This is a genomic window from Kribbella sp. NBC_01510, assembly GCF_045040325.1.
In the GTDB taxonomy this organism is placed as follows: domain Bacteria; phylum Actinomycetota; class Actinomycetes; order Propionibacteriales; family Kribbellaceae; genus Kribbella.
The window spans coordinates 8,800,590-8,812,707 of sequence record NZ_CP109418.1; the positions used below are offsets into that span (position 1 = coordinate 8,800,590).

Genomic DNA, 12,118 nt, shown 5'->3' on the forward strand with positions numbered 1-12,118 from the left:
TGTACCGGATCTCGGAGCCCCCAGCGCCGATGGCCTTTCGTACTAAGTACGGCCAACGTATCGTACTTTGTACGAAACTGCTATGGTCCGGGGGTGGAAAAGTCCGTGCGCGACAGCGACGCACCGCGAGCACGCCAGCGGCTCAGCCGGGAGCGGGTGCTGAACGCCGCCGTCGGGGTGGCCGACGCCGGCGGGCTCGGGGCACTCACGATCCGCTCCCTCGCCCAGGAGCTCGGCGCGAAACCGATGTCGGTCTACTACCACGTCGCCGGCAAGGAGGCGATCCTCGACGGCATCGTCGACGTGGTCTTCGGTGAGATCGACCTGCCGTCACCCGGCGGCGACTGGCGCTCGGAACTGCGCCGGCGCGCTGCGTCCGCCCGTCAGGTGCTGCGGCGGCATCGCTGGGCGATCGGGTTGATGGAGTCCCGGACCGCCCCGGGCCCGGCGACGCTGCGCCACCACGACGCGGTCCTCGCCACCCTGCGCGCGGCGGGCTTCTCGCTGGAGATGACCGCGCACGCCTACGCCCTGATCGACAGCTACACCTACGGCTTCGCACTCCAGGAAGCCGGCCTCCCGTTCGAAGGCCCCGACACCGTGGCGCCGGTCGCGGAGTCGATCATGGAGCACTTCACCGCCGGCGACTACCCCCACCTCGTCGAGATGGCTACCGGCTACTACTTCAAAACCACCTACGACTTCGCCGACGAATTCGACTTCGGCCTCAACCTCATCCTCGACGCCCTCAGCGCATCCCTCCAGTCAGCAAACGGCGGCGACGCCGGTAGCGGGGATCTGCACGGATGACTTCGGCGCGTGCTCAGGGCGCACCGTCAACAGATGGAGTGGTTGTTGTTTGTGGCGGTTGGCTGACCGGATCGACCGCCACTACCGGTGCGCAACTCCATCCTCAGACCACCCCACCAACCATCCCGAGCCCGGAAGTTCCGATGACCCCTTGGTGATTTCGGGGGCCGGACGCCTACTGAGCGCATTGGCCCCTGGATCTTGGTCGGAAGTGGACCACGTGCCTGGGCCGGTGTGGTCATAGCGTGGGGATATGAGTTCAACAATGACGCGGCGGGTGAAGCTCGCCAGCGTGGTTCCTGATTTCTACAAGGCGATGATCGAACTGGATGCGGTCTCCGATCGGGGGCTGGATCCGAAGCTGGCTCACCTGGTGCGGATCCGGGCCTCGCAGATCAACGGGTGTGCGTACTGCACCGATATGCACTCGCTGGATCTGCTCCACGTCGGCGACGACCAGCAGCGGATCACCTTGCTGCCGGTCTGGCGGGAGGCCCGGAAGTTCTACTCCGAGCAGGAGCAGGCCGCGCTCGCGCTGACCGAGGCGATCACGCTGATCAGCGTCGACCACGTGCCGGACGAGGTGTACGACGTTGCTGCGCAGGCGTTCGACGAGAAGGACCTTGCACAGTTGATCGCATTGATCATCACCATCAACATGTGGACCCGGGTGGGCGTTACCGGAAGGATGGAGCCCGGCCACTACAAGCCGAGCTGAGCCCCGATGACAGCCACAGCCGAACTGTTCCGCGCCCTCCACCACGGCGGCACTCCCCTGGTCCTGCCCAACGCCTGGGATCCGGTGAGTGCCCGGATCATCGCCGAGGCCGGCTACCCCGCTGTTGCCACCAGCAGCGGGGCGGTCGCCCGCGTCCTCGGGTACGACGACGGCCAGCTGACACCGCCCGCCGAGATGTTCACCGCCGTCGCTCGGATCGTCCGGGCGGTCGACGTACCGGTCACCGCGGACATGGAGGCCGGGTACGGGTTGCCGGCCAAGGAGTTCGTCGACAGGTTGCTCGAGACGGGCGCGGTCGGCTGCAACCTCGAGGACTCGGTCGGCGGTCAGTTGACCGACCCGGCCCGGCAGGCCGACTACCTCGCCGAGGTTCGCGCCGCGGCCGGAGCCGACCTGGTGATCAACGCCCGCATCGACACCTTCGTCCGTCCCGGCGCCGACCAGGCCGGCGCGGTCGATGATGCGGTGCGCCGGGGCCGCGAGTACCGCCGGGCCGGTGCGGATTGCGTGTACCCGATCATGGCGCCGACGGACCAACTGACCGCGGTGGTCGAGGGCGTCGGTGGACCGGTCAACGCCCACGCGGCACCGGGCGGACCGACGGCCGCCGAGTTGGTGGGCGCCGGGGCTACGCGTATCTCGTACGGCGCCAGCCTGCACAAGCACCTGATGGATTCGCTGCGGGAATTGCTTCCAACGCTGGCGTGAGGTGATGGGCCGTCCTCAGGACGGCCTATCACTGTGCCTGATTGCGTACACCAGAGCCCAGTCCTGGTCGTTGGCGAGCGGATCGGCCACGTGGGCGGGCTGTCCGTTCACACAACTCGGATAGACGAAGGCACACGTCGCTGAGCCGTCTGCCGCGAAATTGGTCAGGTTCGCACGAAGAATCGCGTCGGCCGCCGCATCCAGCCAGGCTGCCCGCTCGGTGTCGACGAGTTCGCGCGGCCAAGCGGCGTACACGGCTGCACTCAGGACGGACCAGTAGTGCGGGAAGACGTCGCCCCACAACCGCAGCCGCCCGAACCAGTACCCGTCCCAGTGCCTGATCGGCACGTGTCGCAGGCGTACGTCGGGCTGGTCCGCAGCGAACGCGGTCAGCCAGGGCAAGCGACGGCTGAGCTCGGCGCCATCGATCTCGTCGGGCGCCGTCCGGTACGCCGCCACCAGGAGCTCGAGGAGCGGCGCGACCATCGACTGCTCGTAGTTGACCTCGTGGGGCGGCAGCTCATCGCCGTACTCGATGAAGGTCCGCGCGTGCCGGACCAGATGGTCACGCAGACCGAGTTCGCTGAGCAGTGGACCGAGGTCGAAGGCGAGGAAGTGGTCGCCCCCGAGTTCGTAGTACCGGTTGAGGATGCGGGTCGCTCCGGCCCGATCGCCCTGGCCGAGCAAGAACCGCGCGAACCACGGGAAGTTGTAGAGCCGCACGGCGGTCTTGTGGATGCTGTCGTCGTGGACCGCGCCGTCCGCGTCGACGAGGTGCTCTCGGACGAACTGCTCATACCCGGCAAGCGCCTCATCCAGCTCCGCACGGTCGCCCCAGCCGCGGGCGCGGACCTCTTGCAGGAGCTGCGCCATCCCGATCCGTTCGCGCGCGTCGGACCAGTCCCGCCAGGCGCTGGACAGCACAGTGAGGCCGCTGTCGTTGTCGTAGGGCACGAAGGCGTACGTGCGACTGTCGGCCAGCTCCGGACGCCGCTGCCGGTCGAGGACGAACCGCACCCGCCGCTCCGCGATCTCCTGCAGTGGTTGATGAAACAGTACGGCGATCCGCGCGGCCCGCTTGCCGTCGGTCGCGTCGACGTACATCACTCCGGGTTCGTCGCTGCTGACCTCGCTCGGGCCGGCGCCGGCGAGGTGGATCGTCTCACCCACCTCGGCAGCCAACTGGTCGGCGTTGATCAGTGGTTCACGATCCGCGTGGAACGCGGGCAGGTCGTCGTACCAGGCCAACTGCCAGGTCCAGCGGTAGGACTGGCCGGGAGCCAGTGACACAGCCGGCTGACCGCCCATCGCGTGCGGCGCGCGGGCGTGGTCGGTGACGTGGAGGTAGATGTGGCCGCGGACGTTGCTGCTGGTCCCGGGCTCACGCGACTCGATCGAGTACGCCCACAGCTCGCCCTCCTTCAGCTGCAGGCCGAGCCCGGGACCGCTGCCGTCCATCGGGACCGCCCACACCCACGCGTCGGCCCCGCCGGTCCAGACGTGCGCGTGGACAGCGCCCGTCAGGCTCTCCCGGCTCGACGTGTAGACGTCGCGGTACGGCGTACTGATCGCGAGGGAACCGATCTCGACTGGGTCGGCCGCGGTGTTGCGGAGCTCGTAGGTCTCGGTCCACTGATCCCCGAACCGCCGGCCGACGCGCAACTCCAGCTCGCCGAACTGATAGAGCAGGTCGATCCCGGTCTGCCGCCAGCGGACCATCGCCGGGCTGTCGAAGCGATGGCTGCCGCGCTCGGTGATGACGAAGCCCTTGCCCCAGGCATGCAGGCTGTCGTGCACCGGTCCCTCGTCGAGGAGCACCCGCCGGCCGTCCGGATGAACGACCTGCTCGACCGCTCCGTCGTCCCCGACGTGGACCGTCCCGGCACCGCAGCGAAAGATCTCCACGATTCGTCAACCTATCCATGTCGAGGACCGGGAAGCGGCTCCGTCCCCCTGATGAGAACACCTCCGAGTGGAAGGGTCAGCACCATGACCAAGGACGAGATCGCCGCGATTCTGGCCAAGCCGTACGCCCAGCAACTGCTCAACGGCCCCGAGCCGGCCCGCTTCGCGTACGACGGTCTCGACGGCGACCCACGGGTGATCCCGATCGGCTTCTGGATCGAGGGCGGGCGGATCCTGATGGCGACGGTGCCGAAGTCGGCCAAGGTCGCGGCAGTGCGGAAGAACCCGAAGGTCGCCCTCACCATCGACAGCGGCGCGTTCCCGCCGAAGGCGCTCCTGATCCGCGGCACCGCCGTGGTCGAGGTGGTCCAGGGCGTCCCGGAGGGCTACCTGTTCGCCGGCCACAAGGTGATGACCGACGAGCAGTACCCCGAGTGGGAGGCCGGCGTGAAAGGCCTCTACTCCGAGATGGGCCTGATCACGGTCACCCCCACCTGGGCCAAACTCCTCGACTTCGAAACCACCATCCCGAAGTCGGTCGAAGACCTCATCAAGGAGAAGTCGGCGGGTTGAGCCCAGGCACATTCTCGGCGAGGCAGGCTGGGGATTGTGGACTCTTAGGGCATCCTGGGTGGTGGTATACCAATCAGGAGAGCCGATGACTGAGAGTCGAGAGTCCGAGACGGAGCGGGTGACGCGGCGGCTGCGGGGCGAGATCCTCGACGGGGTGCGCCTGCCGGGGGAACGGCTCGTCGAGCGCGAGGTGGCCGGGGCGCTGGACGTCAGCCGGGTGCCGGTCCGGGACGCACTCAAGGCGCTGGTCGCTGAGGGGCTGGTGACGTTGCGGCCCCGGTCCTGGGCCGTCGTTCGCGAGTTCACCGACTCCGACATCGCCGATCTGAACGAGGTTCGCGCCGCGTTCGAGCCACTGACGTTCCGGCTCGCGGCCGAACGCCGTACCCGTGCGGGTCTTGACCGGCTGCGGCGGACCTTGGACGAGCAACTCGCCGCGGCCCAGGCAGGCGACTCCGTCCTGGCCCGGCGGAAGGCCGCCGACTTCCACGAGATCGTGACGGAACTGGCGTCCAACGAGCTCCTGGTCGAGATCGAACGCCCGCTGCGCAGCCGGAAGCGCTGGCTGATGTCACAGCACGACGATCTGCCGGCGGTCGCCAGCCAGCACCAGCAGCTGTACGCCGCGATCGCTAACCGCGATGTCGCCGAGGCCGAGCGGCTCGCCGTCGAGCACCTCGCCCACTCCCAGGCTCTGCTGCGGGCCGGCCGGAGCTAATCTCCATTTGGTATACCATTGCGGCCATGACCTTCCTGCGGCTTGCTGACGTCCGCCCTTGGGGTGGCGACCTGGTTGACCTGGTGATTGCCGACGGCGTGATCACGGACATCACCCCGGCCGGTACGGCGGCCGACCAGGCGGAGCGTGTTGACGGGCGCGGACTGCTGGCGCTTCCCGGGTTCGTCAACGCCCACGCGCACGTCGACAAGAGCTGGTGGGGGCAGCCGTGGGTCTCGTACGGCGGCCAGCCGACCACCCAAGGACGCATCGCTCATGAGCGCGCCGAGCGGGACAAGTACGGAATCCCGAGTGTCGCCGGTGCAACCGCGGTGCTGCGTGAGTTCCTCAGGCACGGGACGACGGCCACCCGCACCCACATCGACGTCGACCTCGGAGTCGGGTTGCGCGGGATCGCCAACGTCCGCGAGGCCGTAGCCGCACTCGACGGCGCGGTCGAGGTGGAGATCGTCGCGTTTCCCCAGGACGGCGTACTCCGGCGTCCCGGCGTACTCGATCTGCTGGACCAAGCCGCGGCGGAGGGCGCCACGAGTATCGGCGGCCTCGACCCGGCGTCGATCGACCGCGACCCGGTCGGTCAGCTGGACGCGCTGTTCGACATCGCCGTACGACGTGGTGTCGGGATCGACATTCATCTGCACGACGGCGGTCAGCTCGGCGGATTCCAGTACGAGCTGATCATCGAACGCACCCGGCAGGCCGGTCTCGCGGGGAAGGTGAACGTGTCCCACGGGTTCGCCCTCGGCGAGCTGTCCGCGGCGCGCCAGGCAGAGCTTGTCGACGAGCTCGGCGCGGCCGGGATCTCGTGGACGACGGTGGCACCGGTCGGTTCGGCGCCCCTCCCTTGGCGCGAGATGCGTACGGCGGGCGTCGCGATCGGCCTCGGCACCGACGGCATCCGCGACCTGTGGTCGCCGTACGGCGATGGCGACCTGCTGCAGGTCGCCCGCGGTTTCGCCCGGCTGCACGGGCTGCGCACCGATGCGGACCTCACGTACGCGGTCGAGCTCGCGACGACCGCCGGCGCACGGTTCGTCCACCGCGAGAACCATGACCTCGTCCCGGGGGCACGCGCGGACATCGTCCTGATCGACGCCGAGAACGTGCCGGATGCGCTCGTCCGTGCGCCTCGCCGGGAACTGGTCGTCGCCGGCGGACGGATCGTCGTCCACAACGGCGAACTCCAGATGTGAATACCCGTCGTACCGCGGTGGTCGGGCGGACACTCGGTTCGTTGCGAGAGAACCGCCCGTTCCGGCTGCTCTGGTTCTCCAACCTGTTCTTCTTCGGCGGCGTGTGGACGCAGACGCTCGTCCTGGGGTGGCTGGCCTGGGAGACCACCCACTCCGACTTCCTGCTCGCGGTGTTCGGTGCGGTGCGGTTGGCGCCGTTGCTGCTCGGGCCGTTCGCCGGGGCGTTCGCCGACCGGCACAACCGGGTCCGGTTGCTGGTCATCGCGTGCTCGTGGGCGCTGGCGGCCGTCAGTGTCGTGGCCACGCTCGCGTCGCTCGGCAGAGCGTCGTACGGCGTGCTGCTGGTCGGCGGACTCGCCCTCGGACTCGCGCAGTCACCGTCGCAGCCGGCGCGAGCCTCACTGGTGCTCGACCTGGTCGGGCGTCAGAACCTCAGCAACGCCAACGCGCTCAACTCGATGGCGCTCAACATGACGCAGGTCATCGGCCCCGCAGCCGGCGGTCTCCTGATCAACGCTCTGGGCGCGCCGGCCGCGCTCTGGGTCTCGACGATCTGGTACGCCGTTTCGCTCGTCCTCCTGCTGCCCTTACGCGGACTCGGCCAGGTCGTTCACGAGCACACCGGCTCCTCGGTCCGGATGGTCGTCAGCGGGCTGCGCGCGATCTGCCGGAACCGCATGGCCGCAACGGTTCTGCTGGTCACGCTGGCCGCGAACACCCTGGTGTGGCCGATCGCGCAGTCCTTCATCCCTGTCTTTGCCCAAGAGTCGCTCGGCCTGGATGCCGCGGGCCTCGGCTGGCTGCTGACCTGCAGTGGCCTCGGCGGCCTGGCCGGCTCGCTGGTGATCGCCTGGCTCGGCGACTTCCGCTTCAAGGGTGGCCTGTTCGTCTTCGGCACCGCGGCGTGGGGCGCGATGTGGGCTCTGTTCGCCGTGTCCAGGAGTCCGGCGGCGTCGTTCGTGCTCATGACAGCGATCGGAGTGCTGAGCGCGGCGTTCGGTGTCCTGCAGACCACGCTGCTGCTGATGACCACCGACGTACGTCTGCACGGCCGGGCCCTGGGAGTCCAGGAGCTGGCCATCGGCGTCATGCCCGTCACGTCCCTGATTCTCGGCGCCTTCGCGCAGCACTTCGGCATCAGCGCGACCGCCTTCGTCAGTGCGACCCTCCTGGTCCTCCTGATGTTCGCCTTAGCTGCGTGGACCCCTCAGCTCCTCCGCTACGGCGGTCAGGACCACCACTTGCCGTCGCGAGACAGCGCGTCGGAGGTTTGACGAGTGGCGTCGAGGGCGTCCAGTGCGGCGATGGAGTCGTCGTCGAGCTCGAAGTCGAAGACGCCGAAGTTCTCCTGGATGCGGTCCTGGTGGGTCGACTTGGGGATGACCGACAGGCCCTTCTGCATGGCCCACCTGATCAGGACCTGTGCCGGCGTACGTCCGGCTGCGGACGCGATGCGGTCGACCACCGGATCCCCGAGGTGCCGGCCGGTGCCCAGCGGGCTGTACGCCTGGGCGACGATGCCCGCTTCCTCACACGCTTCGACCAGGCCCGCACGGTACTCGAACGGGCTGAATTGGATCTGGTTGACCGCAGGCTGGATCTGGCTCACCTTCAGCAGCTCCTGGATCTCCCCGGCGCTGAAGTTCGAGATCCCGATGCCCTTCGTCAGACCGGCCTCGCTGGCCTGCTCCATCCCGGGCCAGGCCCACGTCGGCCCACCCTGCGGCCAGTGGATCAGGTAGAGGTCGAGGTAATCGGTCCCGAGCCGCTCCAGGCTCTTCGCCGCTTCGGCGTGCGGGTCCCGACCACCCGGGTAGAACTTCGTCGTGAGGAAGATTTCCTCCCGGGGTACGCCGCTGTTCCGGATCGCCCGCCCGACACTCGACTCGTTCCCGTACGCCTGCGCGGTGTCGATCAGCCGGTAGCCCGCTTCGAGCGCCCACTCGACCGCCCGCTCACACTCCGGGCCGTCCTGCACCTGCCACACCCCGAGACCCACCACGGGGATCTCGGTGCCGTTGGAGAGCGTCCGCGTCAACTGAGCGTCGTTAGCAGCCATGCTCCTCTTCTACCACGTCAGCTCAACGCTCCGTTCGCGAAGTCCAGGATGAGCCGAGCCAGCGTCGCGCGGGCCGGCCTCCGCCGGCGCCGTGAAGTCACGCATGCCGGCCTCCTCAGCCTGAACCACGGGAGGGTACGTCGACGCCGGCAGCCAGCACGTCCAGCGCCGCTTGCCGGCCGGTGTCGACGGCTGTCTGGAGCGGACCTGGCCGCCGCTCGGTGCGGCCGATGCGCACGCTCCCCAACGGCGGGCGGATCTGCAGCGTCGCAGGGTGCGACGCGAGGAGCCGCTCCTCCTCCGCCCGGATCTCGACGCGACGCAACCACGGATCCAGCGCGCCCGGCGCGTGCCGAGCGAACCATCGCGACATCAGCATCCGTTCCGCCCGGGACGGAGCCGACTGGGTCTCGTCCATGCGCCGAGTACGAAACGCGACGATGTGCGTGGCCTTCTGGTCCAGGGCCGTGCGTACCGGCGTCCCTTCGCTGAGACCGGCGTCGACGTACGCTCGTCCGTCGATCTCGACCGGTTCGCCGGCGAGCAACGGCATCGCCGCCGAAGCCCGCAGCGCGGCCTGGAGACTGGCCTGGTCGTGGATGTGTCCGTGCAGGTCGGCGGCCTTGCCGGTCAGAGCGTCCGTGGCGATCGGGTGGAGCTCGACGGGGTTGTCGAGAATCTCCTGGAATCCCATCGGCATGATCTCGATGTAGACGGTGTGCACGAGGTAGCGCGTGTCCACCACGGGCCGGCTGCGCCGCAGGACGCGTCTCGGATTGATGGTCGTCCCCATGATCATGGGATCCCACCAGGCATGCATGGTGCTTTCAGCGCGGCCGCACAACAGCCAGGCCGCGTTCAGCGCTCCGGCCGAGCTTCCGTAGACGGCATCGAAGCTCGGCAACAGTCCCAGTTGCTCGATGGCGATCGTCATCCCGCTCGAGTACGCACCGCGAGAGCTCCCGCCCTCGACGAGCAGCGCCACGCGGGCGTCGTCGCTACGGCGTCCGGGCGTGCTTCGCTGTTCCTGACGGTCACGCAGCAACTTCAGGACGGTGTCGGTCACAGCTCCTTTATACCTCGTTCTGTATCGTCGTTCCATAACGTTGGTTCGGATGCACCGGCGCGTGCTACGGTCGGGTCGTGCCCCGGCTGAAACAACGCACCGAAGCGCTCCACGAGCGCGGGCTGGCGAGCGCGCTGGCAGTGCTCGACGAAGCGGGCGTGGCAGGCCTGACCACGCGGACGGTCGCACGCCGCGCGAATGCTTCCGTCCCGGCGATCTACGAGGTCTTCGGCGACAAGGCGGGACTCATCCGGGCGGTCTTCTTCGAGGGCTTCCGGATGCTGGCAGACGAACTCTCCGCGCTCCCCCCGGCCGCGGACCCACTCGAGGCCCTGCGAGGTCTTGCTGATGCCCTCCGCGGCTTCATCCAGGCGCATCCGGTGCTCGCCGAGGTCATGTTCTCCCGGCCGTTCGCCGACTTCGATCCCACGCACGACGAGACCAACGCCGGTGTGAAGGTCCGCAGGATCTTCGTGCAGCACGTCCGCGACGCGGTGGATGCGGAGCTCCTCACCGGCGATCCGACCGACATCGCCCTCGTCTTCTTCACCTTCGTCGAGGGCCTGGCCGCAGCCGAGAACGCGCACCGGCTGGGAACGTCGAAGCAGTCCATCAACCGCCGCTGGCGCCTCGGCGTCAACGCCGTCCTCAACGGCTTCCAGGCACCCACATCGAGGTGAGGGTGTGGAGCGTCGAGGTAACGGAGACGGGTGCGGTCGAACTCAGGACGACGCCTCGGTCGGTCGGCAGGTAGCAGCGGGAGATCGAGACTTCGCCGTCGTTGGCGAAGAGCTCCAGAGAGGTCCGGTCGATGAGGACCTGAGCGGTGCACAGTGGGCCGGAGAGGGCTTGGGGCTCCGAGCCTGAGGTCACGCTGCCGCTGGTGAGGTGGATCGGTGCACCGGAGACGTTCACGGTGAGGGTCGCGTCGGGTGTGATCGCGACCTCGAGGTGCAGGTCCGCTTCGAATGGATTGGTGGTGAGGACCTGGTCGTCACCCGGCTTGACCAGGCCGGACCAATGCCTGGTGCCGGAGTGCAGAGTGGCCAGCTCGCGTACCGGCGTACGGAAGAGGTGTGGGCGGCCGTCGAGGGTGCGCAGGGTGAGCTCGCACGGGAACGTGACCTGCTGGTTGAACGGCATGTCCGGATAGACACCGTCCCGCATCCAGGCGGCCTGGATACGGCGGCCGTCGCCTGTCTCGGTGTTGTTCCAGGTCTGGGTGGCGTAGAAGTTGGGGCCGGCGTCGGACAGCGCCTGCTCGGACTCCTCGATGAATCGCGTCCCGTCGAAGTCGCCGACCGAGTACTTCCGTCTCCCCGCACCAGCACCCATTTGGTGTCGCCGCCGTCCAGCGGCAACTCGAAGAAGTCGGGGCATTCATAGCTGTTCGGTACGACGTTGCCGGTGTCGGTCCAGTGCAACAGGTCAGTCGAGGTGAGCAGGTGATACTGCTGGTCGCCGTACAGCATCATCACCCAGTGTTCGCCTGCGTGGTAGCGGAACACCTTCGGGTCGCGCTCGGGCATCGTCATGATCGGGTTGCCGGCGTAGTGCTGCCAGGTGCGCCCCTTGTCGAGGCTGAACGACAGACACTGACTCCGGTTGTCGTTGCGCGACCAGAAGGCAACCATCGGCGGCTCGTCCGGATCAGGTGACAGCCCGGACGTGTTGCCGTAGTCGATCACCACCGACCCGGACTGCACGCCCGTGTCCAGCGATTCCTCGAAGAACGCGGGCGGCAACTCGGTCCAGTGCACCAAGTCGTTGCTGACGGCATGGATCCAGCACTTGTTCCATCGCTGGGCGAACAGGTGGTACTCGCCGTCGTAGTACACCAGCCCGTTCAGGTCGTTCAGCCAGCCCTCCTGGCGCATCCCCGGATTCAGCCGATCCATCACGAACTGCCGCGCCGTGAAGTGGTGCCGCGGCCGCCATCGCTCGCCGTACAACGGCTCCGTCGCCACCGGCCGTACGTCGGGATGATCGGTCTGCACCACATAATCGACGATCACGTGCCCATTAGCCCGATCAACCACCTGCAACCGAGCCTGTCGACCGGCGTACTCCCGCACATCCCAACTACCCGGCACGAGAGTGTCGCTGTCCCGCCCTGTCGCACTCCGGACCACTTCCCCACCCACCAACAAGTTCAGACAACACACGAACTCGTAGTCCCCACCACTCACGCCGTACGCAACGAAATCCCGCTCGACAATGAACTCCGGCGAGGCAATCGCCATAATCGGCCGATCCCCGTCACCCCGTACGGCGCCACCCGCAACTGACTCCACCACGCCTCCTCGCCTGCCTGAACCCCAGTCGC

The 12,118-nt window shown here is 68.0% G+C and carries 12 protein-coding genes and 1 pseudogene; 8 read left to right on the plus strand and 5 right to left on the minus strand.

Annotation, left to right across the window (positions count from 1 at the left end; all coding sequences use genetic code 11):
• Window positions 1-93: 93 nt before the first annotated feature.
• The 3 genes from OG558_RS42890 to OG558_RS42900 all read left to right on the plus strand — a co-directional run bounded on the left by OG558_RS42890 (window position 94) and on the right by OG558_RS42900 (window position 2,257).
• Entirely contained in the window at window positions 94-810 is a 717-nt protein-coding gene (locus tag OG558_RS42890) for a TetR/AcrR family transcriptional regulator (protein ID WP_405068156.1), read from the plus strand.
• A 253-nt stretch (window positions 811-1,063) separates the two neighbouring features.
• Window positions 1,064-1,528 carry a carboxymuconolactone decarboxylase family protein gene (locus OG558_RS42895; protein ID WP_329480030.1) on the plus strand — a complete coding sequence of 155 codons (465 nt, stop codon included), beginning with the start codon at window positions 1,064-1,066 and terminating at the stop codon, window positions 1,526-1,528.
• Between the two features lie 6 nt (window positions 1,529-1,534).
• Window positions 1,535-2,257: an isocitrate lyase/phosphoenolpyruvate mutase family protein gene (locus tag OG558_RS42900; protein ID WP_405068157.1), complete on the plus strand. Its 723-nt coding sequence runs from the start codon at window positions 1,535-1,537 to the stop codon at window positions 2,255-2,257.
• Between the two features lie 15 nt (window positions 2,258-2,272).
• Here the strand turns inward: OG558_RS42900 and OG558_RS42905 are convergent, their stop codons facing one another.
• Window positions 2,273-4,162 carry a hypothetical protein gene (locus tag OG558_RS42905; RefSeq protein WP_405068158.1) on the minus strand — a complete coding sequence of 630 codons (1,890 nt, stop codon included), beginning with the start codon at window positions 4,160-4,162 and terminating at the stop codon, window positions 2,273-2,275.
• A gap of 84 nt (window positions 4,163-4,246) precedes the next feature.
• Between OG558_RS42905 and OG558_RS42910 the strand changes: the two genes are divergently transcribed.
• The 4 genes from OG558_RS42910 to OG558_RS42925 all read left to right on the plus strand — a co-directional run bounded on the left by OG558_RS42910 (window position 4,247) and on the right by OG558_RS42925 (window position 7,941).
• A complete protein-coding gene (locus tag OG558_RS42910; protein ID WP_405068159.1) occupies window positions 4,247-4,735 on the plus strand; it encodes a pyridoxamine 5'-phosphate oxidase family protein in 489 nt (162 codons plus the stop codon).
• 85 nt (window positions 4,736-4,820) lie between these two features.
• A complete protein-coding gene (locus OG558_RS42915; RefSeq protein ID WP_405068160.1) occupies window positions 4,821-5,453 on the plus strand; it encodes a GntR family transcriptional regulator in 633 nt (210 codons plus the stop codon).
• Window positions 5,454-5,479: 26 nt separating this feature from the next.
• The gene (locus tag OG558_RS42920; RefSeq protein WP_405068161.1) at window positions 5,480-6,667 is read left to right on the plus strand and encodes an amidohydrolase; all 1,188 of its coding nucleotides are present in this window, start codon (window positions 5,480-5,482) and stop codon (window positions 6,665-6,667) included.
• Between the two features lie 41 nt (window positions 6,668-6,708).
• The gene (locus tag OG558_RS42925) at window positions 6,709-7,941 is read left to right on the plus strand and encodes an MFS transporter (RefSeq protein WP_405068162.1); all 1,233 of its coding nucleotides are present in this window, start codon (window positions 6,709-6,711) and stop codon (window positions 7,939-7,941) included.
• Here OG558_RS42925 and OG558_RS42930 read toward each other — a convergent pair.
• Together OG558_RS42930 and OG558_RS42935 are read right to left on the minus strand one after the other, a co-directional pair.
• On the minus strand, window positions 7,896-8,726 hold the full coding sequence (locus OG558_RS42930) for an aldo/keto reductase (protein ID WP_329480044.1): 831 nt from the start codon (window positions 8,724-8,726) through the stop codon (window positions 7,896-7,898). The genes OG558_RS42925 and OG558_RS42930 overlap by 46 nt on opposite strands.
• Window positions 8,727-8,841: 115 nt before the next feature.
• The gene (locus tag OG558_RS42935; RefSeq protein ID WP_405068163.1) at window positions 8,842-9,792 is read right to left on the minus strand and encodes a patatin family protein; all 951 of its coding nucleotides are present in this window, start codon (window positions 9,790-9,792) and stop codon (window positions 8,842-8,844) included.
• 77 nt (window positions 9,793-9,869) lie between these two features.
• On the opposite strand from OG558_RS42935, the gene OG558_RS42940 reads away from it, so the two are divergent.
• Window positions 9,870-10,472 carry a TetR/AcrR family transcriptional regulator gene (locus OG558_RS42940; RefSeq protein ID WP_405068164.1) on the plus strand — a complete coding sequence of 201 codons (603 nt, stop codon included), beginning with the start codon at window positions 9,870-9,872 and terminating at the stop codon, window positions 10,470-10,472.
• On the opposite strand, the gene OG558_RS42945 is transcribed toward OG558_RS42940, so the two are convergent.
• Together OG558_RS42945 and OG558_RS42950 are read right to left on the minus strand one after the other, a co-directional pair.
• On the minus strand, window positions 10,441-11,127 hold the full coding sequence (locus tag OG558_RS42945; RefSeq protein ID WP_405068165.1) for a hypothetical protein: 687 nt from the start codon (window positions 11,125-11,127) through the stop codon (window positions 10,441-10,443). The two genes, OG558_RS42940 and OG558_RS42945, sit on opposite strands and share 32 nt — an antisense overlap.
• A 47-nt stretch (window positions 11,128-11,174) precedes the next feature.
• A pseudogene (locus tag OG558_RS42950) lies at window positions 11,175-12,035 on the minus strand (hypothetical protein); the annotation flags it as partial.
• Between the last annotated feature and the right edge of the window lie 83 nt (window positions 12,036-12,118).

What these genes read in the sequence shown, in the direction of transcription:
- OG558_RS42915 (WP_405068160.1), top strand. Translation starts at nt 4,821, where the DNA reads ATGACTGAGAGTCGAGAGTCCGAGACGGAGCGGGTGACGCGGCGGCTG.
- OG558_RS42930 (WP_329480044.1), bottom strand. Translation starts at nt 8,726, where the DNA reads ATGGCTGCTAACGACGCTCAGTTGACGCGGACGCTCTCCAACGGCACC.
- OG558_RS42910 (WP_405068159.1), top strand. Translation starts at nt 4,247, where the DNA reads ATGACCAAGGACGAGATCGCCGCGATTCTGGCCAAGCCGTACGCCCAG.
- OG558_RS42945 (WP_405068165.1), bottom strand. Translation starts at nt 11,127, where the DNA reads ATGGGTGCTGGTGCGGGGAGACGGAAGTACTCGGTCGGCGACTTCGAC.
- OG558_RS42900 (WP_405068157.1), top strand. Translation starts at nt 1,535, where the DNA reads ATGACAGCCACAGCCGAACTGTTCCGCGCCCTCCACCACGGCGGCACT.
- OG558_RS42920 (WP_405068161.1), top strand. Translation starts at nt 5,480, where the DNA reads ATGACCTTCCTGCGGCTTGCTGACGTCCGCCCTTGGGGTGGCGACCTG.
- OG558_RS42895 (WP_329480030.1), top strand. Translation starts at nt 1,064, where the DNA reads ATGAGTTCAACAATGACGCGGCGGGTGAAGCTCGCCAGCGTGGTTCCT.